The sequence below is a fragment of the Janthinobacterium sp. 78 genome (genome assembly GCF_003096775.1).
In the GTDB taxonomy this organism is placed as follows: domain Bacteria; phylum Pseudomonadota; class Gammaproteobacteria; order Burkholderiales; family Burkholderiaceae_D; genus Janthinobacterium; species Janthinobacterium tructae.
On the sequence record NZ_QENT01000001.1, the window covers coordinates 2,082,109 to 2,108,948 of the forward strand.

Here is a 26,840-nt window from a genome sequence, read left to right on the forward strand (position 1 = left end):
ACAACTTTTACCGGGGGTAAGGCAGACGCCTTTTGAAAACACTCCTTAAAATGTCATGTGGAGCCCCGACTCCGTGAATGAAAGAGAAACGCTAAAATCAAGCCCTGGGCCGGCGTGCTCTTTCAAGTTGGGCGAATTGTAGAAGCCGTTTTATATCAAGTCAATACTAACGAATCGATTCTTTATTACTTTTATGTCTTACTTTTTGTCTTGCATTGTGCCAAAAGCCAATAAAATCAATTACTTGGCATAGATCCTTCAGCAACGGCGTCCGACGTCAAAAAAAATTAAAAACACATGAAATATTCAGATTTGCGAGATTTTATTTCTCAGCTGCAACAAATGGGTGAACTTAAGCCTATTTCGACCCCCATTTCGCCGATTTTGGAGATGACGGAGGTGTGCGACCGCACCTTGCGCGCTGGCGGACCGGCCTTGCTGTTCAATAATCCGACCGGATACGACATGCCGGTGCTGGGCAATCTGTTCGGCACCACGCGCCGCGTGGCGCTGGGCATGGGCGCGGAAGATGTCAGCGAGTTGCGCAAGATCGGCCATGTGCTGGCGCGCCTGAAGGAACCGGAACCGCCAAAGGATTTCAAGGACTTGCTGGGCCTCGGTTCGCTGGTGAAATCCGTGTGGGACATGTCGCCGAAAGAGTTGCGCGGCGCGAAGTGCCAGGAAATCGTCTGGGAAGGCAATGACGTGGACCTGGCGCGCCTGCCCATCCAGCATTGCTGGCCCGGCGATATCGCGCCCCTGATCACCTGGGGCCTGGTGATCACCAAGGGCCCGAACAAGAAGCGGCAAAACCTGGGCATCTATCGTCAGCAAGTACTGGGACGCAACAAGGTCATCATGCGCTGGCTGGCGCACCGGGGCGGGGCGCTGGACTTCCGCGAGCATGCGATTCAAAGCAAGGGCAAGCCGTATCCGATCGCCGTCGCGCTCGGTGCCGATCCCGCTACTATATTAGGGGCCGTCACGCCGGTGCCGGACAGCCTGTCGGAATACCAGTTCGCCGGCCTCTTGCGCGGCAGCCGCACGGAATTGGTAAAAGCGATTGGCAGCGAGCTGCGCGTGCCCGCCTCGGCCGAAATCGTGCTCGAAGGCCATATCTACCCGGACGAAAACCATCCGAGCGGCTATGAACACGCGCTGGAAGGGCCGTATGGCGACCACACTGGCTACTATAATGAGCAGGACAGTTTCCCCGTGTTTACCATCGACCGCATCACCATGCGCCGCGACCCGATTTACCACTCCACATACACGGGCAAGCCGCCCGACGAGCCGGCCGTGCTGGGCCTGGCCCTGAACGAAGTGTTCGTGCCCCTGCTGCAAAAGCAGTTCAGCGAAATCACGGATTTTTACCTGCCGCCCGAAGGCTGCAGCTACCGCATGGCCGTGGTGCAGATCAAGAAGCAGTACGCGGGCCACGCCAAGCGCGTGATGTTCGGCGTGTGGAGCTTCCTGCGCCAGTTCATGTATACCAAGTTCATCGTGGTGGTCGACGAAGACGTGAATATCCGCGACTGGAAAGAGGTCATCTGGGCCATCACCACGCGCGTCGACCCCATCCGCGACACCACCCTGGTCGACAACACGCCGATCGATTACCTGGACTTCGCCTCGCCCGTCAGTGGCCTGGGCAGCAAGATGGGCATCGATGCGACGAATAAATGGCCGGGCGAAACGACGCGCGAGTGGGGCACGACGATTGCCATGACGCCGGAAGTGAAGGCCAAGGTGGATGGTATCTGGCAAGAGCTGGGCTTGTAAGGCCAGCCCAAGAGCAGATGCCGGGGTCGTACCCTCAGGGTACGACCCCAGATTTTGCCTTTGGGTTAGCATGGTCGCGCACCAACTTCCCCAATCTTGCGCAGGTCGGTTATAATTGTCCCTGGCGGGCCCCTGCGCATCGTGGCATGGCTAACCTGGTCAGGTCGGGAACGAAGCAGCCACGGCTATTAACCATGAGTGCCGCAGATCAGGCTCGCCTCCTTCGGGAAACAAACAGTAAAGCTGCCGTTGGCGGCTTTTTTGTTTTGCGGCACTGTGTTTTGCCAGTCCGCATGCTTGCCTGATTTTCCAGAAATGCCACCCTCCATGTTATACAATTGCTGCTTTGCCGCGTTTGCCATAGTGAATGGCCCGGCCATGAGGCTTGCGCCCGCCGCGCAGGATCACCCGCAAAATCGCATGGTAAAATCTCAGCATGTCCTATCAAGTCCTCGCCCGTAAATACCGCCCCAAGAATTTCGAGACGCTCGTCGGCCAGGAGCACGTCGTGCGCGCGCTCACGCATGCCTTGCACAGCGGCCGATTGCATCACGCCTACCTGTTCACGGGCACGCGCGGCGTCGGCAAGACGACCCTGTCGCGCATCCTGGCCAAGTCGCTCAATTGCATCGGCCCCGATGGCACGGGCGGCATCACGGCCCAGCCTTGCGGCGTGTGCGAAGCGTGCACGGCGATCGATGCGGGACGCTTTGTCGACTATATAGAGATGGATGCTGCGTCGAACCGCGGCGTCGATGAAATGGCGCAGTTGCTGGAACAGGCGGTCTACGCGCCAAGCAATGCGCGCTTCAAGGTCTATATGATCGATGAGGTGCACATGCTGACCAATCACGCGTTCAATTCCATGCTGAAGACGCTGGAAGAGCCGCCTGAACACGTCAAGTTCATCCTGGCCACGACGGACCCGCAAAAGATTCCCGTGACCGTGCTGTCGCGCTGCCTGCAGTTCAACCTCAAGCAGATGCCGCCCGGCCACATCATCAGCCACCTGGACAATATCCTGGGACAAGAGGGCATCGCCTTCGAACAGCCGGCCTTGCGCCTGCTGGCCCAGGGCGCCCACGGTTCCATGCGCGATGCGCTGTCGCTGACGGACCAGGCCATCGCGTACGCGGCAGGCGCAGTGACGCTTGACGCCGTGCAAGGCATGCTGGGTGCGCTCGACCAGTCGTACCTGGTGCGCCTGCTCGACGCGCTGGCGCAGCAGGACGGTGCCGATCTGCTGGCCGTGGCCGACGAGATGGCTTCGCGCAGCCTGTCCTACAACGGCGCGCTGCAGGATCTGGGCACCTTGCTGCACCGTATTGCGCTGGCGCAAACCGTGCCGGCCGCCTTGCCGCAGGATTTGCCGGAATACGCGGACATCGTGCGTCTGGCCGGCGCGTTTGACGCGGAAGAAGTGCAGCTGTTTTATCAGATCGCCGTGCATGGCCGCAATGAACTGGGCCTGGCGCCCGATGAGTACGCGGGCTTTACCATGACCTTGCTGCGCATGCTGGCCTTTCGGCCTGGCATAGGCGGCGCCGATGGCGTGCCGGCAGCGGCACCAGCCGCTGCAACGGGCAACCGTCCCGCCGCTGTCGCCGCCGCGCGCGCCGCCGCTGGCGCATCCGCACCGGCCTCCCGCGCCGCCACCAACAGCGTGGCCAGCCATGCAACCGTGACCCCGCCCGCCGTCGTCGCCGCGGCTGCCGCCAGCATGGCGCGCAGCGAAGCGCCGCCGCCACGCGCAGCTGCACCGGCGCCGGCACCAGTAGCCGCCCCCGCGCCGCCGCCGACTGCTGGTCCGGCTGCGGCTGCTCCGGCAGCCTCGGGCGCGCCGATCAGTTCCGCGCGCGCCGCCATCAATGCGGCGCTGGAAGCGGCCCGCGCCGCCTCGAAAGGCCGTCCGGGCAGCGCGCCGTCGGCGCCGACATCGGCACCCAAGCCGGCTGCTCCCGCACCGGCTCCAGCCGCTGCCGTCACCGCGCCGGCCGCGCCGGTCCAGGCTGCACCGCCACCACCGGCCGCCGCGAAAGCGCCGGCGCCGTGGGACGATGCGCCGCCCGTGGCCGTGATGGAAGCTCCCGTGGCCGCACCCGCACCCGCACCCGCACCCATGCAGCCGGCACGCCAGGCGCCGCCACAGCAGGCGCCCGCCGATGACGACTTGCCGCCGTGGGTCACCGAATTTTCCGACGACAGCGCGTCCGCCGCCGTGTCGGCGCCCGCCGCGCAAAGTTCCGAGCAGCCCGCCGTCGTCATGCCGCAGCGTGCTGCCAAGCAAGCCGCGCCCAGCGGGCCGTATGTGATCACGCCCGTGCCGGGCCTGGACTGGGATGGCAACTGGCCGGCCGTCGCCGCCGTGCTGCCCTTGCGCGGCGTGGCGCAGCAGCTGGCCGTGCAGGCCGAGCTGATTGAATGCCTGCACGATGGCCACAGCACCACGTTCCGCCTGCGCGTGCCGATCGACACGTGGCGCAGCCCGGCCAACGTGGAAAAACTGGCGGCCGCGCTGACCGAACGCTTCGGCCGCAAGGTCGCGGTCGACACGGAACTGGGCGCCGTCTGGTACACGGCCAGCGCGGAAGCGCAGGCGCACCGCGAGGCGTGCCAGCTGCAAGCGGAAGAAACCATCGCCAGCGATCCCTTCGTGCTCGACATGAAGCGTGCATTCGACGCTTTTGTCGTGCCGGGAACGATTACCCCTGCACCGGCCGGCTCTGCCGCGCCAACCCTGCATTGATGATTAACACACTCACAAACTGAATTGAACGGAGCATTCTCATGATGAAAAATCAACTGGCTGGCCTGATGAAGCAGGCGCAAACAATGCAAGACAACATGAAAAAGGCCCAGGACCAACTGGCGCTGGTGGAAGTGGAAGGCCAGTCCGGCGCCGGCCTGGTGAAAATCGTCATGACGTGCAAGAACGACGTCAAGCGCGTTTCCATCGACCCGTCGCTGCTGGCCGACGACAAGGACATGCTGGAAGACCTGGTGGCTGCCGCCTTCAACGACGCCGTGCGCAAGGCGGAAGCGACGTCCGCGGAAAAAATGGCAGGCTTGACCGGCGGCATGAACTTGCCAGCCGGCTTCAAAATGCCATTCTGATGCAATCCCGCATGCGCTCGATCTGTAGCACGGGGCAGGGTTGATCCATGTCCAAGTCGCTTGAATTTTTGACCGAGGCGCTGCGGCGCCTGCCCGGCGTCGGCCCCAAGTCGGCGCAGCGGATGGCGTTTCATTTGTTGCAGCACGATAGGGAAGGCGCGGCCATGCTGTCGCGCGCCCTGTTCCAGGCCGTCGATGCCGTGCATCACTGCGGCCTGTGCAATACCTTTACCGAACACGAAGTGTGCGAGACCTGTCTCGACGAAGAGCGCGACAAGCGCTTGCTGTGCGTGGTGGAAACGCCCGCCGACCAGTTGATGATCGAGCAGACGCTCACCTACAAGGGCCTGTATTTCGTCCTCATGGGCAGATTGTCTCCGCTGGATGGCATCGGCCCGAAAGATATCCACCTCGAAAAATTACTCGGTCGCGCCAACGATGGCGTGGTCGGTGAAGTGGTGCTGGCCACCAATTTCACGAATGAAGGCGAAGCCACGGCCCACTACATCAGCGAAATGCTGAAGGCGCGGGGCTTGCGCGTGAGCCGCCTGGCCCGCGGCGTGCCCGTGGGCGGCGAACTGGAATACGTCGACGCGGGCACGATTGCCCGCGCGATGCTCGACCGCAGGGCAACCTAAATCATGCAAGAGAAAACGTCGGCTGGTCCTTTGGCGGGCATTAAAGTGCTGGAACTGGGCACCCTGATCGCGGGGCCGTTCTGCTCCCGCATGCTGGCCGAATTCGGCGCCGACGTGATCAAGATCGAGTCGCCCGATGGCGGCGACCCCATCCGTACCTGGCGAGTGCTGAAAGATGGCACCTCGCTGTGGTGGTCGGTGCAGGCACGCAACAAGAAAAGTCTGACGCTGAACCTGAAAACGCCCGAGGGCCGCGCCATCGCGCACCAGCTGGCCCTGGAAGCGGACATCATCGTCGAGAACTACCGCCCCGGCGTGCTGGAAAAGTGGGATCTCGGCTACGAACAGCTCAAGCAGATCAAGCCGTCCCTGATCATGGTGCGCCTGTCCGGTTTCGGCCAGACGGGACCGATGAAGGATTTACCGGGTTTCGGCGCCATCGGCGAATCGATGGGCGGCCTGCGCTATGTGTCCGGCTTTGCCGACCGTCCGCCCGTGCGCGTGGGCGTGTCGATCGGCGACTCGGTGGCGGCCCTGCATGGCGTGATTGGCGCCATGATGGCGCTGCGCCACCGCGACGTGACCGGTGGGCGCGAGCACGGCGAAGGGCAGATGGTCGACGTGGCCCTGTACGAATCCGTGTTCAACCTGATGGAGTCGCTGGTGCCCGAATACGACCAGGCGGGCGTGGTGCGCGAGCGCACGGGCGGTTCCCTGCCCGGCATCGTACCCTCGAATACCTACACGACGGGCGACGGCGAAAACATCGTGATTGCCGGCAACGGTGACGCCATCTTCAAGCGCTTGATGCTGGCCATGGGCCGCATCGACATGGCGGGCGACCCGCAACTGGCGCGCAACGATGGCAGGGTGGCGCGCACGCAGGAAATCGACGACGCCGTCCAAGCCTGGTGCGCCACCCACACGATAGACAGCGCGCTGGCCGTGCTGAAGGCCGCCGATGTGCCGTCTGGCAAAATTTACTCCGTGCGCGATATGCTGAGCGACCCGCAATTTCTCGCCCGCGACATGTTCGAACAACACCATTTCGCCGATGGCACGCCCGTCAAATTGCCCGCCATCAGCCCGAAACTGTCCGCCACGCCGGGCAAGACGCAGTGGCTGGGGCCGACCCTGGGCCAGCACAACGATGAAGTGCTGGCGTCGCTCGGCTACGATGCGGCCGCCATCGCGCAACTCAAGGCCGATGGGGTGGTGTAGGTTTAGCTTGGCAAATCATTTTAACCCCAGGCAAGGACTGGGGTCGGACCCTCAGGGTCCGACCCCGGATTCCGCCCTTTGGTTTTCATAAAGGAATTGAGTGAAGCAGTCGTCCTTCCGCGCCCTGAGTGTGCGCCTGATCCCCGTGCTGGCTGTATCCATCCTTCTCTCCGCCTGCGCCAGCTTCCCGCACGACGCGCCGATTGCCGGCCTGCGCCTGATCGGCGAGCAGCGCATCGCCTTGAAACAGGTGTTCGAAGGCACCACGGTGGGCGGCTTGTCCGGCATCGACTACGATGCGGCCAACAAGAGTTGGGTGATGGAAAGCGATGACCGCTCGGAAATCAATCCGGCCCGCTTCTACCGCGCTGCCTTGTCCTACGACAGCAAGGCGTTTACGGGCGTGACCTTGAACAGCGTGCATTTCTTCACGCAGCCCGACGGCAGCCGCTACCCGAACCTGGCGCATGCCAAGCTGGAGAGTGGCGACCAGGTGCCCGACATCGAGACCATCCGCGTCGATCCGCAGGACGGCAGCCTGTGGTACGGCAGCGAAGGCAACCGCAAGGTGGGTCTGCACCCGTTCGTGCGCCACGCCGATAGCGGCGGCCACTACCTGGCCACCTTGCCCACGCCGGCCATGTTCAAGGTTTCGCAGGAAGAACTTGGCTCGCGCAACAACATGAGCTTCGAGGCACTGTCGTTCTCGTCGGATGGCAAGAGCCTGTGGCTGGGCATGGAAGCGGCGCTGTACCAGGATGGCCCGCTGGCCACGCCAGATCATGGCTCCGTGGTGCGCATCACGCGCCTGGACCGCGCCGGCACCGTGCTGCGCCAGTATGCGTATCCGATTGAAGCCGTGGCGTCGCGGCCTGCGCCGGGGCGCGAAGCGGACAATGGCGTGTCGGAAATTCTTGCCGTCAACGACCATCAGGTGCTGGTGGTGGAACGGGCCGGCGTGGAGCACGCCGATGGCGTGTATTCGAACCATGTGCGCATCTACGCGATGGACACCGATGGCGCCAGCGACATCCAGGCCATCCCGGCGCTGGCCGGCGCGAAGTACGTGCCGGCGCGCAAGCGACTGCTGCTGGACCTGGAAAAGATCGGCCTGGCAAGAATCGACAATATCGAAGGCATCAGCTGGGGCCCGCTCCTGGAAAACGGCCGCCGCAGCCTGGTGATGATTTCCGACGATAATTTCAACGCGCAGCAAGTCACGCAAATCCTTGCCTTCGAAGTGCTCTAGTTTCCAGGCTGGCCAGCTGGCCCGCCTGCCTGGCCAGCATGGCCGTGATCGTGTCGTGCGGTGACGGGTGGCCCAGGAAATAGCCTTGCGCCATGTCGCAGCCGTATTCTTCCAGCATCAGCAACTGTTCGTCCGTCTCCACGCCCTCGGCTACCACCACCATTTTCAAGCCATGTGCCATGGCGATGATGGCGCGCGTGATGGCCGCGTTTTCCGTATCCTGCGGCAAGCCGGCAATAAAGCTCTTGTCGATCTTCAAGGCCCGCACGTCGAAGCGCTTCAAGTAATTCATTGACGAGTATCCCGTGCCGAAGTCGTCGATCGACAGATACACGCCGATGCCGCGCAATTGCTCCAGGGTCACCATGGTGGCGCGCGCATCGTCCATCAACGTCCCTTCCGTCAATTCCAGTTCCAGCAGGCGCGCATCGAGGCCCGTGTCGGCCAGGGCCGAGAGCACGATCTGCATCAGGTTTTCATCCTTGAATTGCTTGGCCGACAGGTTCACAGCCATGCGGATGGCGCGCCCGCCATCGCTTTGCCAGGCCTTGGCCTGGTTGCACGCCGTGCGCAGTACCCATTCTCCGATGGGCACGATCAGGCCCGTCTCTTCGGCCAGCGGGATGAATTCCGTGGGCGAAATGATGCCCCGCTCGGGATGGCGCCAGCGCACCAGCGCTTCCACGCCGACGATCTGCGTGCTGGGCACATCGATCTGCGGCTGGTACAGCAGGTACAGCTCGTTGTTCTGCAAGGCTTTGCGCAAGCCGACTTCCATCTTGACGTGGCTCATGATTTCCATCGTCAGCGATGAGCTGTACAGCTTGGCATTGTTCTTGCCGCAGTTCTTCGCGTGGTACATGGCCGTGTCCGCATATTTCAAGAGCGAATTGCAGTCCTCGCCATCTTCCGGATACAGCGAAATGCCGATGCTGGCCGTCACAAAAATCTCGTGCGCCTCGATCATGAAGGGCCGGCGCATGGCTTCCTTGACCCGGTGCGCCACGTTCAGCGCATCTTCCACGCGCTCCAGGTCGGGTATCAAAATCGTGAATTCGTCGCCGCCCAGGCGCGCCAGGTTGCTGCCGCCGAAGCTGGCTTCAAACTCGTGTTCGGCACGCAGCACCAGGTCGCTGGGGCGGATGGTTTCGCGCAGGCGCTCGGACACCACCTTGAGCAAATGGTCGCCCACGTCGTGGCCCAGGGTGTCGTTGATGCGCTTGAAGGCATCGAGGTCCATGAACAGCACGGCGAATTTCTTGTCGTGTTCTTTCGAGCGCAGCAGTTCGCGTTCCAGCGTTTCCAGGAAGGCTTGGCGGTTGGGGATGCCCGTCAGGCTGTCGCAATAGGCGAGGCGGCGGATCTGCTCTTCCGTGCGCTTGCGCTCGCTGATGTCGCGTACCAGGCCCAGCACCTCGTCGGCCCCTGTCGCCACGAGGCGCGCCTCGAAATGGCGCGTGCTGTCTTCGTGCGTGAGCGTGTAGTCGACCGAGCCGATATGCTGCGTGGCCAGCACGGCGTGGGCCTGGTCCAGCAGGCGCGCGGCGATTTCGGGCGGCAGCACATCGCCGATATGGCTGCCCACGCAGTCGCTGAGGGAAAAGCCGGCGCTGGCATCGTGCCCCTGTTCATAGTCGAGATAAAAGCCTTCGCGATTCAGGCGAAAGAAGGTGTCGGGGATGGCGGCAAGCACGGCGCGGTTGTGCGCGTCGGCGATGCGCAGGCGGGCGATGGCGTCGCTGGCGCGCAGCACGTACAGCACGCGGTGGCCGAGGATGGGCCAGTTGATGGGCTTGGAAATGAAGTCGGTGGCGCCCACCTCGTAGGCGCGCGTGACCGCTTCGAGCTCGTCGCCGCCCGTGACCATGATGATGGGCACGGTGCCGCCCACTTCCTGGCGGCGGATTTCGCGGCATACGGCAAAGCCGTCCAGGGCCGGCATGTCGACGTCGAGCATGACCAGATCCGGCCCGCTGTGCTTGTAGCTGGCCAGCGCCTGCACGCCGTCTTCGGCCTCGATCACGTCCAGGCCTACCTGGGTGAGCATTTGCCGCATCAGCAAGCGCATCACGGGATCGTCGTCGGCGACCAGCACCAGGCCGCGTGGGGGAGGGAGGGGCGCTGTCATGTCAGTGTTCCTTCACGAGGATGGCGCTCAGCGATTCGCGTACGGCCAGGAAGGCTTGCTGCATCTGCTGCAGCAGGGCAGCCGCGCCCTCGGTACTGCCGGCGCGGCCCAGTTTTTCCATCTCCTTGCACAGCTGCGCCAGGCCATCGGCGCCCACGTTGGCGCTGCCCGACTTGAGGCTGTGCGCCACCTTGCGCAGCGCTTCCGCATCTGCGCCGGCAATCGCTGCGCGCATGGCGCTCAACTGGCGCGGCGTCTCGCTGGTAAAAGCCAGGATGACCCGTTCCAGCAGCGCATCGCCATCGGTGCGCGACAGGGCGCGGATGTTTTCCAGCGCCTGCCGGTTCAGCGGCTGGCCGGAAGGCGGCGTGGCGGACACCGGCGGCGGCACCTCCGGCAATGTCTGCGGCTCCGGCTCCGGCGCCTCGCTGTGGTGCACGCTGGCCGCGCGCGGCAGGGTGATCCAGCGCGCAATCGTGTGGCCCAGGTCCTGCTGCGTAAAAGGCTTACTCAGGTAATCGTCCATGCCGGCCGCCAGGCACGCTTCGCGGTCACCCTGCAGCGCATTGGCCGTGATGGCGACGATGGGCAGCACGCGCGCGTGGCCGCACTGCTGTTCATGGCGGCGGATTTCCGCCGTGGCGGCAAAGCCGTCCATCACGGGCATCTGGCAATCCATCAGTATCAAATCGAAATCCTCGGCCTGCGCCGCCTGCAAGGCTTCTTCGCCGTTGTGCGCGCACACCACGTCCAGGCCCAGGCTGTCGAGCATGGCCAGCGCCACTTCCACGTTGACGCGATTGTCTTCGGCCAGCAGCACGCGGCGGCGCTGGCGCCGGCCCACCTGGCGCGCCGCGTGCGGCGGATGGATGCGCATGCCCTCGCTGGCGCGCGGCGGCGTGACGATGCAGTCGAACAGGTCGCATTCGCGGGCCGGCTTGATCAGCTGGAAGGCCACGCCCGCCTCGCGCCGCTGCACGGGATCGGCCGCCGCCTGTTCCGTGCTCAGCAGCAGTAATTTGAGGTCGGCCAGCAACGGGTCGCTCTTGATGGTGGCGGCCAGGGCCAGGCCGCTGGTGCGCGGCAATTCCATGTCGAGCAGGGCCACGGCATACGGCGTGCCCGCCTGCGCGGCCGCGCGCAGCTTGCCCAGGCAATCGCTGGCCGTGCCGGCGCTGTCGCTGACGATGTGCCAGCTGGCCAGCTGCCGCTCCAGCACGGCGCGCGTGGCGGGGGTGTGGTCGACGATCAAGGCGCGTAACCCTCGTGTGGTTTTCAGGTTGAAGGACGGGTCATCGTTGTCGACCCGCCGCTTATCGAAATTTACTTCGAACCAGAAGATCGATCCTTGCGTTAAAGCATTATCGACGCCGATAGTGCCGCCCATCAGCTCCACCAGCTGTTTCGAGATCGTCAAGCCCAGGCCCGTGCCGCCGTGCTTGCGCGTGGTCGAACCATCGGCCTGCGAGAACGATTCGAAGATGCGCGTCTGCGCCTCGCTCGACACGCCGATGCCCGTGTCGTGCACCTCGAAGCGCAAGCCCACGCTGGGCGCATCTTCGCTGCACACGGTCACTTTCACGGTGACCTTGCCCGTTTCCGTGAACTTGATGGCATTGCCCAGCAGATTGACGATGATCTGGCGCAAACGGTTCGGGTCGCCGCAGATGGCGATGGGGATGTCAAACGCGATATCGAATTCCAGGCTGATGTTTTTTGCTTCCGCCTGCGGCGCGAACACGTGTTCTATGTCGTCGAGCAATTCGCGGAAATTGAAGCGGATGTACTCCACGCTCAGCTTGCCAGCCTCGATCTTGGAAAAGTCGAGGATGTCGTTGATGATCACCAGCAAATTCTGCCCCGAGCGCTGCACCATGCTCGTGTAGTGGCGCTGTTGCGGGCTCAAAGGGCTGGCCAGCAGCAGTTCCGTCATGCCCAGCACGCCATTCATCGGTGTGCGGATTTCATGGCTCATGGTGGCGAGGAAGGCGCTCTTCGCCTGGCTGGCCGCCTCGGCCGCATCCTTGGCCTTTTCCAGTTGCGCCGTGCGCACGCCCACCTGGCGCTCGAGCTGGTCGCGGTAATTGGCCAGGGTGCTGTCGCGGCTGTCGATCTGCGCCAGCATGTCGTTGAAACTGTCGATCAGCACGCCCAGCTCGTCGCTGCGCTGGTGCGCGATGCGGTGGCTGTAGGTCTGGCTGCTCGACACTTTTTGCGCTGTATCAATCAGCTTGGTGATCGGTTCGGCAATCACGCTCTTGAAGCGCCGCGCGAGGAAGACGGCGATCAGGAAGGACAGCACGGTGGCGCCGCCGATGGCACCCACGTGGCGGCCGATGTCGCGCCACATGTGGTTCAGGTCTGCCTCAATCAGCACGGCGCCGAGGATCTGCTGCGGCTCGCCGGGCCGGTAGACGGGACGGTACAAACGCATGGCGGGTGCCAGGGTCGTGCCCGCGCTTTGCGTGACGGGTTGCACGGCCATGTCGGCCAGCAGGGCCGGGTCCATGTCTTCCGGTGCTGCCAGGCCATCCGCATGCTGCGGCGCGCGGTACAGGGCGAACAGGCGCCCACCCCGGTCGAACAGGGCCGCCTGGGCCACCTCGTCGCGCGCGGCCAGCGCGGCCAGCACCTGTTCGGCCTGCGGCTGTGCCGATTTGCCCACCAGCAAGGGCACCGCGCTGGCTGCACCGATCACGCCCGCCAGCGACAGCAATTGCTTGCCTTCATCATTCTTGTGGCTGAGCACGGACGTCAGCGCAAACGCCACGAACACCAGCAGCAGCGCGCAACCCGAGGACAGTACCGAGATCATGGTCAGCTTCTGGCTGATGCTGGAGCGTTGGAAATTGAACATGAATTCGCTGCTTCCCCCGGTCGCCCGTTGACTGTTATTTAATTCCTATTGGAAAAATATAGACGCGAAGACACACCCCGATGTTGATGTGGGTCTAAGGGAAGAGAGGGGAGGGGAACTTATACGAGATGAAACAACGAGGGGTGGGGTCGGACCCGTCGGGGACATGTGCCCCAATGGGGCACATGTCGATCCCGCAGGGACTGACCCCAGTATTTGCTTTTGGGGCTAATGAAATCAAACCCGGAGAAAAGCCGGGGTCAGACTGAGCTAGCCCGGATTTGATGGAGGGTCACTAATTTGAGAAAATAGTGACATCCAAAGGAATCCATCATGACCAAGAAGCCATCGCTTGCCGTATCAGACGCTGTTCCCGCTACGCAAGTGCGGCGGGAACGCACCGTTTTCTCCAGGCAGTTCAAACTCACTGCTGTAGAGCGCATGCAGGAACCTGGCTGCAGCCCGGCCGCCTTGGCGCTGGAACTGGGCATCCGCCGCAATCAGCTGTACAAGTGGGCTGCCGCGCTCAAGCAAGCTGGCGAACTGCCGGCGCCGAAAGTGGTAACGCCTGTCTCGACCACGGATCTGGCCAAAGAGAATGTCCGTTTAAAGCGTGCACTGCAGGCTTCGCTGGAGGAGAACGCCATCTTAAAAAAGCTCGATGCGTACTTAACGCGGCGTTAAAGCACAAGTACGCTTTCATTACCGCGCACCAAGCCGAGTTTCGGCTCGCCGCGATGTGCCGGGTACTGCAGGTCAGTCCCAGCAGTTATTATGCGGCCGCGAAACGGTTGCCCAGCTTGCATGACACTGTCGATCTGGCGCTGCGCGAGGACATCAAGCGCCTCCATGCAGAACATCGCTGTGCGCCGGGCGCGGTCAAGACCTGGCGGCTGTTGCATGCGCAGGGAATCATCTGCGGCAAGCACCGCGTGGCACGCCTGCGCAAGCTCGATGGCATTACGTCGATGCGCCGGCAGCGCTTTCGTGTCATGCAGACACATCAACACACCGAGCCTCCAGCGCCTGATTTGTTGCAACGGAAGTTCAATGTTGCCGCGCCCAATACGGCCTGGGTGGGCGATATCACGTCGATACGTACGCGTGAAGGATGGCTGCATCTGGCCATCGTGCTCGACCTGTTTGCACGCCGGGTGGTGGGATGGTCGATGGATACGTCGCAGCCTGCCATGCTACCCATCGCGGCCTTGAGGATGGCCATTGCGCAGCGCAAGCCGCCTGCCAATCTGATCTGTCATACCGATCAGGGCAGTGTGTACGGATCGGCGGCCTATCGCAGCGTGCTGCAGGAGCATCAGTTGCGGCCCAGCATGAGCCGGCGTGGTAACTGCCACGATAACGCCGTGGCCGAGAGCTTCTTCTCGCAGCTGAAAAACGAAATCACGCACAATACGACGTATGCCACACGCGAAGAGGCCAAGGCTGCTATCGTCGATTACATCGAGGTGTATTACAATCGGATGCGCTTGCATCAAAGCTTGAAATACCGCACCCCAATCGAGGTTGAGGTGCATTACGCATCGATTAAAAATCCCCCGCACCGCGAGGGAGTGACTCTCCATTAAAACCGGGACACCTCAGACCCGAAGGGTCTGACCCCACTACTAACAGCAGCCGCCACGCTTGCCGGCGCCGCCGTAGCGGGCTTCCTGGCGTTCGCGGAAGAACTCTTCATACGTCATCATCGGCTCGCCGGGATGGGTCACTTCCCGGTGCGCCACATAGGTGTCGTACTCGGGCAAGCCGCACATGAGCCGCATGCTTTGCCCCAGATACCGTCCAGCCTTGATGATTTCGTCGATCATCATTGCACCGTGGGCATGGCCTGGAACGGCGATTCCTTGGTGCTTGGCTGGCTGTCGGCGCGCGCCTTCATGATGGTGCGGATACCGAAGAACAGCACGCTGATCACGACGATGACGAAGAAGGCGGCCAGGCCGGCGTCCAGGTAATCGTTGAAGATGATCTGCTGCATCTGCGCCACCGACTTGGCCGGTGCCAGCAAGGTGCCTTCGTCCAATGCCGCCGAGTATTTCTTCGCATGCGCGAGGAAGCCGACGCGCGGGTTGGCGTCGAAGATCTTTTGCCAGCCCGCCGTCAGCGTGCACAGCAGCAGCCAGATGGTCGGCGTAATCGTCACCCACGCATACTGTCCCCGTTTCATCTTGAACAGCACGCAGGTGCCGAGGATCAGCGCGATGGCTGCCAGCATCTGGTTGGCGATGCCGAACAGCGGCCACAGGGTGTTGATGCCGCCCAATGGATCGACCACGCCCTGGTACAGGAAGTAGCCCCAGGCCGCCACGCACAGGCCCGTGGCCAGCAGGTTGGCGATGACGTTTTCCGTCTTTTTCAGGCTAGGTACGAAGCTGCCCAGCAAGTCTTGCAGCATGAAGCGGCCCGCACGCGTGCCTGCATCGACGGCCGTCAGGATGAACAGCGCTTCGAACAGGATGGCGAAGTGGTACCAGAAGGCCATCATGGCCTTGCCGCCGATGGCGCCGGAAAGAATCTGCGCCATGCCGACGGCCAGGGTCGGTGCGCCGCCCGCGCGCGAGATGATGCTGTGCTCGCCAACGTCCTTGGCCGTCTGCGTCAGCATTTCCGGCGTCACGTAGAAGCCCCACTGCGAAATCGCCTGTGCGGCGGACTCGGCTGTCGTGCCGATCAGGGCGGCCGGGCTGTTCATGGCGAAATAGATGCCCGGCTCGATGGTCGAGGCGGCTACCAGGGCCATGATGGCCACGAACGATTCCATCAGCATGGCGCCATAGCCGATGAAGCGGGCGTGGCTTTCGTTTTCAATCATCTTCGGCGTGGTGCCCGAGGAAATCAGCGCGTGGAAGCCGGAGACGGCGCCGCAGGCAATCGTGATGAACAGGAAGGGGAACAGATTGCCCGACCAGACGGGGCCGGAGCCGTCGATGAACTTGGTCATGGCCGGCATTTTCAGGTAAGGCGCGACGACGATGATGCCGATGGCCAGGCCCAGAATCGTGCCGATTTTCAGGAAAGTCGACAGGTAGTCGCGCGGTGCCAGCAGCAGCCACACGGGCAGCACGGAAGCGATGAAGCCGTAGCCGATCAGCATCCACGTCAGTTCCGTGCCCGTGAACGTGAACATCGGGCCCAGCACGGCGTGTTCCTGCACATATTGGCCGCCGATGATGGCCAGCATCAGCAAGACAAAACCGATGATGGAGATTTCGCCGATGCGGCCCACGCGGATGAAGCGCGAGTACACGCCCATGAACAGGGCGATGGGAATCGTCGCCATCACGGTGAAGCTGCCCCATGGGGAACCGGTCAGCGCCTTGACGACGATCAAGGCCAGCACGGCCAAAATGATGACCATGATCATGAAGCAGCCCAGCAAGGCGATCATGCCGGGAATTTCGCCCAGTTCAGCCTTGATCAGGTCGCCCAGCGAGCGGCCGTCGCGGCGCATGGAAATGAACAGCACGATGAAATCCTGCACGGCGCCCGCAAACACGACGCCTGCCAAAATCCACAGCATGCCGGGCAAATAGCCCATTTGCGCAGCCAGCACGGGGCCGACCAGGGGGCCGGCGCCGGCAATCGCGGCGAAATGGTGGCCGAACAGCACATATTTGTTGGTCGGTACGTGGTCGAGGCCATCGTTGTGCTTGAAGGCCGGCGTCATGCGGCGTGCATCCAGGCCCAGCACCTTGTCGGCGATGAACAGGCTGTAGAAACGGTAGGCGATCAGGTAGACGCAGACGGCGGCGATGACGATCCAGATTGCGCTGATCGGTTCGCCACGTTGCAGGGCGACGACGCCCAGGGATCCGGCGCCGGCAAGCGCAAGCGCTGCCCAGCCGAGCTGTTTGAAAATGCGGTTCATGCTTCCTCCAGAGATTGACGGGCGCTGTGCCGTGCGATGATGTGTGCTGCGGGTCCTGGTCGTCGCCAGTTTGATGTGACTTTTGGTGTATTTGCAGCTTATGGCAAGTATTCAGGAATCGTATAATCGCCGCAAGCGCACCACTACGCAGTAACGCTCAGTATTACTACGCAGGCCGATCACGGCGCCGCGACGTAAAATCACGTATTCCCACCAGCATCGACGCCGCCGGAGCGCGCCAGGCCATGAAACTCAGACAGAAAGTCATCTTCCTGGCCATCACGCCGCTCATCCTCGCCCTGTGCGCCATCGCGTTTGCCGTGCGGCACCAGGCGATTACCCTGGCTGAGCAGCAGCGCGCCACCATCCAGCAAGCGTACCTGGCCAGCAAGGAGGCCGAGCTCAAGCATTACGTGACCCTGGCCAGCCATTCCATCGCCTCGTTATATGGTTCGGGCCGCAAGGATGCCGCCACGCAAGAGGAAGCCAAGCGCATCCTGTCCGCCCTCAGCTATGGCGATGATGGCTACTTCTTCATCTATGATTTGCAGGGCAAGTCGCTGATGCATCCGCGCCAGCCCGAGCTGGTGGGGCAGAATCTGTGGGAGTTGCGCGACGCGGACGGCAACCTGACCATCCAGCGCCTGATGCAGCGCGCGAAGAGCGGCGGCGGTTTCGAGCGCTACAACTGGATCAAGCCCTCGAGCAACAAGTCCGCGCCCAAGCTCGGCTATGTGATATTGATGCCGGAATGGGGCTGGATGATGGGTACCGGTATTTACATGGATGACGTGGACCAGGCGCTGGCCAAGGTTGACGCCCAGCAGTCGCGCAATATCCGCTCGACCATGGAGCTGATCGCCGCCATCGCCATCCTCGGTTCTTTGCTGGTGGCCGCTTGCGGCCTGGTGCTGAACCTGCGCGAATTGCGCGTGGCCGACGCCAAGCTGAAAGTGCTGGCGCAGCGCGTGGTCGAATCGCAGGAAGAGGAGCGGGCGCGGCTGTCGCGCGACTTGCATGACGGCATCAGCCAGTGGCTGGTGTCGATCAAGCTGCAAATCGAGGCGGGCATCGCGCGCCTGGCCGGTAATGCCGAGCAGAAAGAAAAGGCGCCCGCCACGTTCGAGCGGGCCGCCGAGCAGCTGAACAAGGTGCTGGGCGAGGTGCGGCGCATTTCGCACAACCTGCGCCCGGCCATCCTCGACGACCTGGGCCTGGCCGCCGCGCTCGACCACCTGGTGCATGAATTTAACGACAGCAGCAGCGCGCAAGCCAGTTTCACGGCCAGTCCGGCGGCGGCGGGCGAGGGCTTGCCCGACATGGTCAATACCGTCTTGTTCCGCATCGCCCAGGAAGCGCTGACCAATTGCGAGCGCCATGCCCACGCCCGCGGCGTGGAAGTGAGCCTGCGCGAGGCGGGCAAGGCGGTGGAATTGCGCATCGAGGATAATGGCGGCGGCTTCGACTTCGACGGCATCGCCCTGCATCCGCAGCGCGGCATTGGCCTGCGCAACATGACGGAACGCATGGAAGCCATCGGCGGCAGCCTGCACATCACCTCGTCGCCGGCCGGCACCCTGGTGCTGGCGCGGCTCGCCCTTCCACCGACACACTGATTGACAGATACCGAGAAGATACCGAAACATGACCGAGACGATCAACATCCTGCTGGTGGACGACCATCCCCTCGTGCGCGACGGCTTGCGCGCGCGCCTGGAGGCGGTGGCGCATTTCGACGTGGTCGCCGAGGCGGGCGGCGCCGACGAAGCCCTGGCCCAGGCGCGCCTCCATCAGGTGGATCTCGTGTTGATGGATATCAATATGCGTGGCATCAACGGCATCGAAGCGACGGCGCTGTTCAAGCAGGCGTTTCCGCAGATTGCCGTGCTGATCCTGTCCATGCACGACAAGCTCGAATATGTGTCGCAAGCCATCGCCGCCGGCGCGCGCGGCTATGTGCTCAAAGATGCTCCAGGGAAAGATATCGTCTTCGCCATCGAGACGGTGATGTCCGGCGGCATTTATTACAGCGCGGCTCTGGCGCGGCAGTTATCGCGCCCGCAAGTGCACGATTCCTTCCTCACCACGCGCGAGCAGCAAGTGCTGCAACACATCGCGGCGGGCCAGTCGAACAAGCAGATCGCCCGCGACCTGGACCTGAGCGTGCGCACGGTGGAGACGCACCGCCTGAACATCAAGCGCAAGCTGGGCATCGAAGGGCAGGCCGAATTGATCAAATATGCGGTCGAACATGCGCATGGCGGCGGCGCCTGAACGGCGCTCGCGTCACGGTGATTTTTTCAAACCCGCATGACAGGCGGGTCTCCCGGGGGGAGTGTTTTTTTTGAATATTTATTGCCAAAATTAAACTGTTTCACGGGTGAGATTCGGATAGAATGATTCTCGCTGTCGAAATGGCATCCCTGTCGGGCCAGGGTTGCCAATGCTGGTCAGTTTATTTACTATGGCGCCCTACCCACACTGAGATACCGATGTCAGCGTCTGAATCAAACCTGTTTCCGTTGGTGGGATTACAAGCAGTGGCCAATGCTCATAACGAGTGGGTCGCTGTCACCTTGCATGTACCGCAGGCCTCGACGGCGCCGCTGCTGGCGGCGCTGGCCGCTGCCGATGCGTATGCCTTCCTGGCACCGCTCGACTGCATTATTCCCCTGGCCGACCCGCATGGCGTGGACGATGCCGTGCTGGCGCAACTGGCGCCGCAACGCACCATTTTCCGTTTGCCGGCGCAGTTTGCGGGCGACAAGCAAATCCAGAAAAAATGCCAGCAATGGCGCGACGCCGGCTATCGCATCCTGCTCGATGGCGCCGATGCCGGTCCCGTGGTGGCGGCGCAGGTCGACGCGCGCGCGCTGAGTTTTGACGCGGCGGGCGCACGCCCGGCCCTGCATCAGCTGCTGCCCTTGCCGGGGCCGCATCTGGCCTACAACATCGGCGACGCGGGCCAGCTTGCCGCATTGCAAGAAATCGGCGTGAGCTGGTTTGCCGGTGACTACGCCTTGCGACATGCGCGCCAGCAAAGCGAGCCGGAAGACGCCACCTCGCGCCGGCGCTTGCTGGCGCTGCTGGGCCTGCTGGCACGCGATGCCGACGCGCACGAGCTGGAAGTGCCGCTCAAACAGGACCCGTCGCTCAGCTATCATCTATTAAAACTGGTCAATTCGGCCGCCTTCGGTTTTACGGCGCCGATTACCAGCTTCAGCCAGGCCATCAGCCTGCTGGGCCGGCGCCAGCTGCAGCGCTGGCTGCAACTGCTGCTGTATGCGCGGCAACAGGACGATGGCAAGATCCACGCGCTGCTGCCGCTGGCGGCCGTGCGCGCGGCGCAGATGGAAGCGCTGTGCCAGCTGCGCGGTGGCGACCGCGATGCGCAAGACCTGGCCTTCATGGCGGGCGTGTTTTCCCTGCTCGACGTCCTGCTGGGCATGCCGATGGAAGAGATCATCGCCACCCTGAACCTGGCACCCGACGTCAACGACGCCTTGCTGGAACGCAATGGCGAGCTGGGCAACTTGCTGGCGCTGGTCGAAAGCGCCACGCCGCCGCCCGAAGTCTTGCGCCGTGCCGGCATCGATGGAGAAACCTATTGGCGCAGCCTGCTACAGGCCTACCAATGGGCCATCCAGGTCAGCCGGAACCTCTAGCATGACCTTGCTGCCGGTGTCGGATTACCTCGGTGACAGCGCCGCCCTGTGCGATGCCGTCGTGCGTTTGCGCGGTCCCGCGCTGGTGGCTGAGCTGGGCCGCATCGCCAGCGCCGTGATGGCCAGCCCGCATGGCCAGTTCCTGCCTGCGGGCAGCATGGACGCCGCTGCATCGTCCGCGATTTTTCCCAGCGACACGCCTGCCTTGCTGCAGGAAATCAGTTTTGACGGCCACTGCTTCGGCCACTACAGCGTGGCGGGACGCAGCCTGTACAACGACGCCGACCGCCGCCACCTGGCCAGCCTGGCCTCGCTGACGGCCGGCGTGTTGCAGGTGCATTCGCTGGCGCAACGCTCGACCCATGCGTTTGCGCAAGTCGAAGCCTTGCTGGCGCAGCAGACGCAAATCCTCGACCAGTTGCACGAATCCGTGCTGACGATGGACTTGACGGGCTACATCACCAGCTGGAACAAGGGCGCCGAGCGCCTGTTCGGCTACACCTCGGTGGAAGCCGTGGGACGCAACATCCTGTTCCTGTACGACGACGAAGATACGGGCTTCCACGACGCCTTCCTGGAGCAGGGAGGGCGCCTGATGGAGGTGCGCCGCCGAAAGAAGTCGGGCGAAATCTTCTGGGCCAGCCTGTCCCTGTCGCCGCTGCAAGACATGGACGACAAACCCATCGGACTCATCGCCTACCTGACGGACATCACGGAACGCAAGCTGGCCGAAGAGCGATTGCACCACCTGGCCTACTACGACCCGCTGACCAGCCTGCCCAACCGCACCTTGCTGGCCAAGCTGGTTGACCAGGCCCTCTCCGTGGCGCAGCGCAGCAAGATGCTCGGCTGCGTGATGTTCATCGACCTGAACCGTTTCAAGCTGATCAACGACACCCTGGGCCGGCGCATCGGCGATGAACTGCTGCGCCAGGTCTCGCTGCGTTTCCGCAAGGTATTGCGCGACCAGGACCTGGTGGCGCGCCTGGGGGGCGACGAGTTCGCCGTGGGCCTGTTCGACATCGGCCAGCACTTCGAGGCCAGCCTGGTGGCGCAAAAGCTGCTCGCGTCCCTGATGCAACCGTTCCTGATCGAAGGCCACGACTTGCGCGTGGGCGCCAGCATCGGCATCAGCGTGTATCCGCAAGACGGGCAGGACGCGGAAACCCTGCTGCGCCTGGCCGACATCGCCATGTACCGCGCCAAGCAGGACAGTGGCGGCGAAGCGGAAAGCGTGGCCTTCTACAGCCAGGACATGAACCTGGGCATGCAGGCGCGCATGCGCCTGGAAACAGGCTTGCGCCAGGCATTATCGGAACAGCAACTGTTGCTGCACTACCAGCCGAAATATGCGCTGGGCAGCGGCCGCATCATCGGCGCCGAAGCGCTGGTGCGCTGGCACCACCCGCAGCACGGCATGATCCCGCCCGCCGAGTTCATTCCCCTGGCCGAATCGACGGGCCTGGTGGTGCAAGTGGGCGAATGGGTACTGGAAGCGGCCTGCGCCCAGGCGCAAGCGTGGAAGCTGGCGGGCCTGCCGCCGATCCGCCTGGCCGTCAACGTCTCCGCGCGCGAATTCACCTCGGCCCTGCCCGCCAGAGTGGCGGCGACCCTGGCCCGCTACGGCCTGGATGCGGCCTGGCTGGAACTGGAAATCACGGAAAGCACGCTGATGCACAACATCGAGCGCGTGATCGGCATCATGGACCGCATCACGGCGCTGGGCGTGGCCCTGTCGCTGGACGACTTCGGCACCGGTTATTCAAGCTTGTCCTACCTCAAGCGTTTCCCCATCGACACGCTAAAGATCGACCGCTCGTTTACCACCGGCATCCCGACAGACGCCAGCGACTGCGCCATCGCCAGCACCATCATCAGTATCGCCCAGCAGCTGCACCATAAAGTGATCGCGGAAGGCGTGGAAACGGCCGAGCAACTGGCATTTTTGAAGAGCTCCGGCTGCGACGAAGTGCAGGGCTACCTGTTCTCGCGCCCGTTGCCAGCGCTGGAGTTCGAGAAGGCGCTGCGGGAAAACTGGGGGCTGTAGAGCTTTGCTGTGGAGTGCCAGCGCAGGTATTGAACCCACAGGCGAAGAGCCGGGGTCGTACCCGCCGGGTACGACCCCAATCCTTGCCGCTAGGGGGAAATAAGGCCACCGGAGTACTAGCCATTGGTAAGCCAGTGACCTTTATGTATAATGCTGCCATCAGGAAGCGTGGCCGAGTGGTTGAAGGCACTAGTCTTGAAAACTAGCGACGGGTTACACTGTTCGTGAGTTCGAATCTCACCGCTTCCGCCAGGAAATAGAGAAACCGCCTTCGGGCGGTTTTTTATTGCCTGGCGGAAGCGAGCAGGGCGCCTTCGCGCCCTGCGTGTGAGATTCGAAGGGCTGGGCCTACCGGCCCAGCCCGCCCCGAATCCTCCACCTGCTGCCGCTGCGCGGCAGCTCCGCGCGCCGAGGGCGCGCGTTCGTAGTTCTCATTAGGTCTCCAACTGAGCCACCTTCCACGCCACCCAACGCATCAGTTCGTGTCCGAATGGCGGACCAGACCCTCGCACCCCAATCAATGCCATGCGTACACAGCTTGAATCCGCGTGTGATGTATATTGGAAGTGAAATAAGCCTGTCTCTTGGCGGTCAGTCGGGCGTACTAGGAGACGAGCCGCTGTACGAGACACTCTTTGGACAATTCCAGGCTGTGCACCGTTTGACGGCACCCTGCAGGCATTCGTTTGTCAAGCATACGAAGTGATCCCTCTGCGTTCTGTTGCCGCGATTTTTCGTCACTAGCTTCACAGCCCACACCTTGCAGCTCCCTGCTTGCGGAAAGTCGTAGGTAGCGCTGCGTTGCACGTTTTTACAAAGGATAAATACATATGAGTAAACTCATTTCTGTGGTCGTTATCACAACTGTGTTCGCTATTGGTTTGGCAAATGCTCAAGTGCCCGCTAAACCTGACATGAGTGCAATGACAAATGGCGCGGTCGATATTGCAACTACTTCTGCTACCGTCGCTGCAAAAGCTACGGTGACCAGCAACGCTCCGGTTGGGGCGTTGAACGAGTGCTACAGCGCTATTGGCGATCAACCCCGGACAGCGTTGCAGTCTTGCCTTGAGGGGAAACGTCGGGAAGCCAAGTCGCAAATGAATAGCGCCTACCAAAAATTGGAGGCGAATACAAAGGAAATTGATTCAAGTGCGACTGTCAAAGCCCTGACCTCGTTGCGCAATTCTCAGAAAGCTTTCGAGAGCTTCAAGGTTGCGCAGTGCCGGTGGGTCGGCGACTCTGTGATGGGAGGCTCCGGCGCTGGAGATCTTTTAAATTCGTGCGAAGTCGATTTAATGCGCTGGAGAACGAAGCAACTTGCCAATTGATTTTATTGCCCGCTCAGCGTTGAAATCGAGCTATTTTCGCTTGCTCGATAATATGTGCCAACCACTATGATTCCCTCGCAGTCGGGTACGCAAAGACTTTTTGTGCCGATTTTCATGCGTAGGTAGAGTAGGTACGATTGGCGTATGGCGGCTTAAAAGGCGCATAAAGCTGAGATAATCGCGGTACACCGCTTCCGCCAGAACTATGGAATAGTCCTTGTTTTTTCGATCCATGTCTTACCAAAAAGACAATAATTTTTCTTTTCTTAAGTTGACTAGTTGCGGAAGTGATTTCCGCAACTAGTCTGGATACTCGTCGTGAGGGTAGCTTACCAGCACCGCCTCGTACGCTCTTGCCGAATTGGCGCTACCGTTGCCGATTCAGCTGTCCGGGCTGCGGTGGGCCTTGCGCCCCCCGATTAACAGCAGGTCTTGGGCGTCATCCTGCATCAGTTCGATGATGTCGCCGGTCTCGGGGGACACCAGGCTGGTTTTGCCGGTCGGCACCAGCCGGGTGGCGCCGATGTCCGGCATCACCATTGTCCAGTCCTTGCCGTCGAAGCGCAGTTCGTAGCGGTTGGCGAAACGGCCCTCGAAGTTGTCGAGCTGATAGATGCCGACGTGGCGTGTGGCCGTTGCCAGGTCCAGCGGTGCCATCTGGGCCAGGCGAGGTTTGAAGTCCGGCCAGTCGTAGGCGGACGCCACCGCCTTGACGATCTCGCCGCCAAGATAGCTGCCGTTGTCGCCGTCGGTCATTACTACTACACCGTTGCCGCTGTCGAGATACATCGCGTAGGTGCTCTTGAAACCGGTGTTGCCGCCGGAATGCATGAAGCGTTTGTGCTCGCCATCGCCGACCACGAAGAAGCCCTGCGCATAATTGTTCAGCGCCGGCGTCAGCAGATCGCGCGCCTGGGTGGTGCTCAGAAAGGCCGTGCCGATTTTCCACGACCGCTGGACACCGATGGCGAAGCGCGCCAGGTCGCTGGCCGTGGTCCACAGGCCGGCGGCCGCCAGTTCGGGATAGACGAAGGCCCCGCCTTCGACTTCGCTGCCGTCGGCGTAGTGGCCGCGCGCGCGGTTGTGTTCTGCCGCCGGCAATGGCTGCGCGAATGTGCTGCGCCGCATCCGCAGCGGCTGCAGTACTTGCTGGCGCATCAACTCCGCAAAAGGCGTGCGCAGACATTGCTGCATGGCGACTTGGGCGATGGTGTAGCCGCCGCCGGAATACGCATGGGCGGCGCCGGGGATGGTCTGGATGGCGACCGCCGGCGTGAGCGACGGCGGCTCGCCCTTGATTACCTGAAGGTCCGTAGGGATCGCCTGCGACGGTGGATAGCCGGGGAAGCCGGACACGGTCGCCCCTGCGGTGTGGTTGAGCAAATTGCGCAAGGTCACCGGATGCTCGGGGCTTTGCTGTCCGGAGGGCAGGCTCCACGGCCGCAGGCAGGCGTCCACCGGACTATCGAGCTGGAGCTTGCTGCTGCCCGTCAGCCGCTGCGCCAGCGCGCCGGTCACGCCCTTGCTGATGGACGCGGCCTGATACAGCGTGTCGGTGTCGGCCGCAGGTGCGGACGGTTGCCGGTAGACGCCGGCCCAGGCGATCTTGCCGTCGCGGATGACCGCCACGCTGACGCTGGAGACCTTATAGCGGCGCAGGCGCTGCTGGATATCGAAGGTCTGCGTCGGCTCGCCTGCGATGTCCACCCGCTGCCGCAGCCCGCTGGCGATACGCTCGGCTATATCCGACTCGCCCGCGTGGGCGGAGCCGCTACATGCCGCCACCCCCAGCAAGGCTCCCATACGTAGCGCGCGGCTTGAAGCATGGACTGGCAGTAGCCATAGACGAAGGCGCATAAGTTTCCCTTTCATTAATTGGATGGGCTAATCTTATCGAGCGTTGTCCGAGGTTCCCTGGATTTGCGACGGATGGTGGAATGCTTGGTCCAGGTCGTTTGTTTTCAGCAAAATCTCTACGCGGCGCTAGCATTGCCAACAAAAACAGCGGGGTCAGTGCCGACAAAAGCGGGGAGCAGCCGTCGGGGTCATGGCAGCAGACTGCCATTTGCTCGCCCTGGATCTAATGGTAGGGGCGCGCAACCAATATCGCCGATCATCCGGTCAGCCGGTCGACGACTTCCTGCCCTGGAACTGCGCCGCGCAGCTCCCCTCAGCTTAAAAAACATGCCGCTTCCCAGCGGTGTGATGCCATCATCTGCCAAATCAACGCCAGGCTCAAGACGGCGCTGACTTTACTCTTACCTTGATGCCGTCGCGCCTGGGGGCGTGTGCGCAAAGAATTTTTGTTCCAATGTTCATTCGTAGGTAGCATAGTAGGTACGAATGTTATTCGGCTTCAGCCGTGAAAACCCTCGCCGCCAGCTGGCGAAAATGGAAGGATTGGAATTTTGAGAACGCAGAAAAGATGCATGGGGTATGTGGCTATCGTCGTCGACGATTACGATCGGGCTATCGAGTACTACACAGAAAAACTCGGATTTACGGTGGTCGAAGACACGCCACAAGCAGGGAAACGTTGGGTGGTTGTAACGCCGAACCCAGAAAGCGATTGTAATCTTTTGTTGGCTCGTGCCTCAAACGACAGCCAGCAGGTATTTATTGGCAATCAGTGTGGTGGGCGGGTTTTCCTTTTCCTCCACACAGACGATTTTTGGCGAGATTATGGTGCCATGAAGGCCGCAGGCGTTCACTTTTGTGAGGAACCGCGTCAGGAAGAGTACGGAACGGTCGTGGTATTTGAGGATCTCTACGGAAATCGCTGGGACCTATACCAAAACAAATCATGACTGGTCAGCCGCTAAGCAGATTTGATATTGCGGAACTTGTTTCTGAAACTCCAAAAGCTCTTGGGGCAAAGACTTCTACCTTTTCTGGAATTACTCGAAAATTCTTTAATGAGTA

19 protein-coding genes, 1 tRNA gene and 1 other RNA gene are annotated in these 26,840 nt (G+C 62.1%); 16 read left to right on the forward strand and 5 right to left on the reverse strand.

What is annotated here, in order from left to right:
• The first annotated feature begins 297 nt into the window (after window positions 1-297).
• From ubiD to C8C92_RS09345, 7 genes are all read left to right on the forward strand, one after another.
• Window positions 298-1,782 carry a 4-hydroxy-3-polyprenylbenzoate decarboxylase gene (gene ubiD / locus C8C92_RS09315; protein ID WP_099380300.1) on the forward strand — a complete coding sequence of 495 codons (1,485 nt, stop codon included), beginning with the start codon at window positions 298-300 and terminating at the stop codon, window positions 1,780-1,782.
• 123 nt (window positions 1,783-1,905) lie between these two features.
• An RNA gene (gene ffs / locus C8C92_RS09320) (signal recognition particle sRNA small type) lies at window positions 1,906-2,004 on the forward strand.
• Window positions 2,005-2,218: 214 nt separating this feature from the next.
• Complete coding sequence (locus C8C92_RS09325; protein WP_116743607.1) at window positions 2,219-4,528, forward strand: DNA polymerase III subunit gamma/tau; 2,310 nt, start codon at window positions 2,219-2,221, stop codon at window positions 4,526-4,528.
• A 41-nt stretch (window positions 4,529-4,569) separates the two neighbouring features.
• Window positions 4,570-4,896 (forward strand): YbaB/EbfC family nucleoid-associated protein, encoded by a 327-nt coding sequence (locus C8C92_RS09330; RefSeq protein WP_116743608.1) that lies wholly within the window; start codon window positions 4,570-4,572, stop codon window positions 4,894-4,896.
• A gap of 47 nt (window positions 4,897-4,943) precedes the next feature.
• Window positions 4,944-5,534 (forward strand): recombination mediator RecR, encoded by a 591-nt coding sequence (gene recR / locus C8C92_RS09335; protein WP_071078710.1) that lies wholly within the window; start codon window positions 4,944-4,946, stop codon window positions 5,532-5,534.
• 3 nt (window positions 5,535-5,537) lie between these two features.
• On the forward strand, window positions 5,538-6,755 hold the full coding sequence (locus C8C92_RS09340; protein ID WP_099760111.1) for a CaiB/BaiF CoA-transferase family protein: 1,218 nt from the start codon (window positions 5,538-5,540) through the stop codon (window positions 6,753-6,755).
• Between the two features lie 100 nt (window positions 6,756-6,855).
• A complete protein-coding gene (locus C8C92_RS09345) occupies window positions 6,856-8,004 on the forward strand; it encodes an esterase-like activity of phytase family protein (RefSeq protein ID WP_116743609.1) in 1,149 nt (382 codons plus the stop codon).
• Here C8C92_RS09345 and C8C92_RS09350 read toward each other — a convergent pair.
• Together C8C92_RS09350 and C8C92_RS09355 are read right to left on the reverse strand one after the other, a co-directional pair.
• Window positions 7,973-10,132: an EAL domain-containing protein gene (locus C8C92_RS09350; protein WP_116743610.1), complete on the reverse strand. Its 2,160-nt coding sequence runs from the start codon at window positions 10,130-10,132 to the stop codon at window positions 7,973-7,975. The genes C8C92_RS09345 and C8C92_RS09350 overlap by 32 nt on opposite strands.
• Before the next feature lies 1 nt (window position 10,133).
• Window positions 10,134-12,989, reverse strand: a complete 2,856-nt coding sequence (locus tag C8C92_RS09355; RefSeq protein ID WP_116743611.1) for a response regulator — start codon at window positions 12,987-12,989, stop codon at window positions 10,134-10,136.
• 333 nt (window positions 12,990-13,322) lie between these two features.
• Between C8C92_RS09355 and C8C92_RS09360 the strand changes: the two genes are divergently transcribed.
• Together C8C92_RS09360 and C8C92_RS09365 are read left to right on the forward strand one after the other, a co-directional pair.
• Entirely contained in the window at window positions 13,323-13,673 is a 351-nt protein-coding gene (locus tag C8C92_RS09360) for a transposase (RefSeq protein WP_099759988.1), read from the forward strand.
• Between the two features lie 17 nt (window positions 13,674-13,690).
• Entirely contained in the window at window positions 13,691-14,575 is an 885-nt protein-coding gene (locus C8C92_RS09365) for an IS3 family transposase (protein ID WP_243420400.1), read from the forward strand.
• 39 nt (window positions 14,576-14,614) lie between these two features.
• Here C8C92_RS09365 and C8C92_RS09370 read toward each other — a convergent pair whose 3' ends face one another.
• Together C8C92_RS09370 and C8C92_RS09375 are read right to left on the reverse strand one after the other, a co-directional pair.
• Window positions 14,615-14,815, reverse strand: a complete 201-nt coding sequence (locus C8C92_RS09370) for a YbdD/YjiX family protein (protein WP_010396213.1) — start codon at window positions 14,813-14,815, stop codon at window positions 14,615-14,617.
• Window positions 14,815-16,875: a carbon starvation CstA family protein gene (locus tag C8C92_RS09375; protein WP_099760107.1), complete on the reverse strand. Its 2,061-nt coding sequence runs from the start codon at window positions 16,873-16,875 to the stop codon at window positions 14,815-14,817. Before C8C92_RS09375 ends, C8C92_RS09370 begins: the two co-directional genes overlap by 1 nt.
• Window positions 16,876-17,120: 245 nt before the next feature.
• Between C8C92_RS09375 and C8C92_RS09380 the strand changes: the two genes are divergently transcribed.
• The 6 genes from C8C92_RS09380 to C8C92_RS09405 all read left to right on the forward strand — a co-directional run bounded on the left by C8C92_RS09380 (window position 17,121) and on the right by C8C92_RS09405 (window position 23,918).
• Entirely contained in the window at window positions 17,121-18,491 is a 1,371-nt protein-coding gene (locus tag C8C92_RS09380) for a cache domain-containing protein (RefSeq protein ID WP_116743613.1), read from the forward strand.
• Between the two features lie 28 nt (window positions 18,492-18,519).
• Complete coding sequence (locus C8C92_RS09385; RefSeq protein WP_116743614.1) at window positions 18,520-19,149, forward strand: response regulator transcription factor; 630 nt, start codon at window positions 18,520-18,522, stop codon at window positions 19,147-19,149.
• Between the two features lie 266 nt (window positions 19,150-19,415).
• On the forward strand, window positions 19,416-20,540 hold the full coding sequence (locus tag C8C92_RS09390; protein ID WP_347708464.1) for an HDOD domain-containing protein: 1,125 nt from the start codon (window positions 19,416-19,418) through the stop codon (window positions 20,538-20,540).
• A 1-nt stretch (window position 20,541) separates the two neighbouring features.
• Window positions 20,542-22,587 (forward strand): EAL domain-containing protein, encoded by a 2,046-nt coding sequence (locus tag C8C92_RS09395; RefSeq protein ID WP_116743616.1) that lies wholly within the window; start codon window positions 20,542-20,544, stop codon window positions 22,585-22,587.
• A 162-nt stretch (window positions 22,588-22,749) separates the two neighbouring features.
• Window positions 22,750-22,839, forward strand: a tRNA-Ser gene (locus tag C8C92_RS09400).
• A gap of 578 nt (window positions 22,840-23,417) precedes the next feature.
• Window positions 23,418-23,918 carry a lysozyme inhibitor LprI family protein gene (locus C8C92_RS09405; protein WP_116743617.1) on the forward strand — a complete coding sequence of 167 codons (501 nt, stop codon included), beginning with the start codon at window positions 23,418-23,420 and terminating at the stop codon, window positions 23,916-23,918.
• Between the two features lie 381 nt (window positions 23,919-24,299).
• Here the strand turns inward: C8C92_RS09405 and C8C92_RS09410 are convergent, their stop codons facing one another.
• Window positions 24,300-25,721: a serine hydrolase domain-containing protein gene (locus C8C92_RS09410; RefSeq protein WP_165829345.1), complete on the reverse strand. Its 1,422-nt coding sequence runs from the start codon at window positions 25,719-25,721 to the stop codon at window positions 24,300-24,302.
• Between the two features lie 626 nt (window positions 25,722-26,347).
• Here C8C92_RS09410 and C8C92_RS09415 point away from each other — a divergent pair.
• A complete protein-coding gene (locus C8C92_RS09415; protein WP_207780986.1) occupies window positions 26,348-26,725 on the forward strand; it encodes a VOC family protein in 378 nt (125 codons plus the stop codon).
• The last annotated feature ends 115 nt before the right edge of the window (window positions 26,726-26,840 follow it).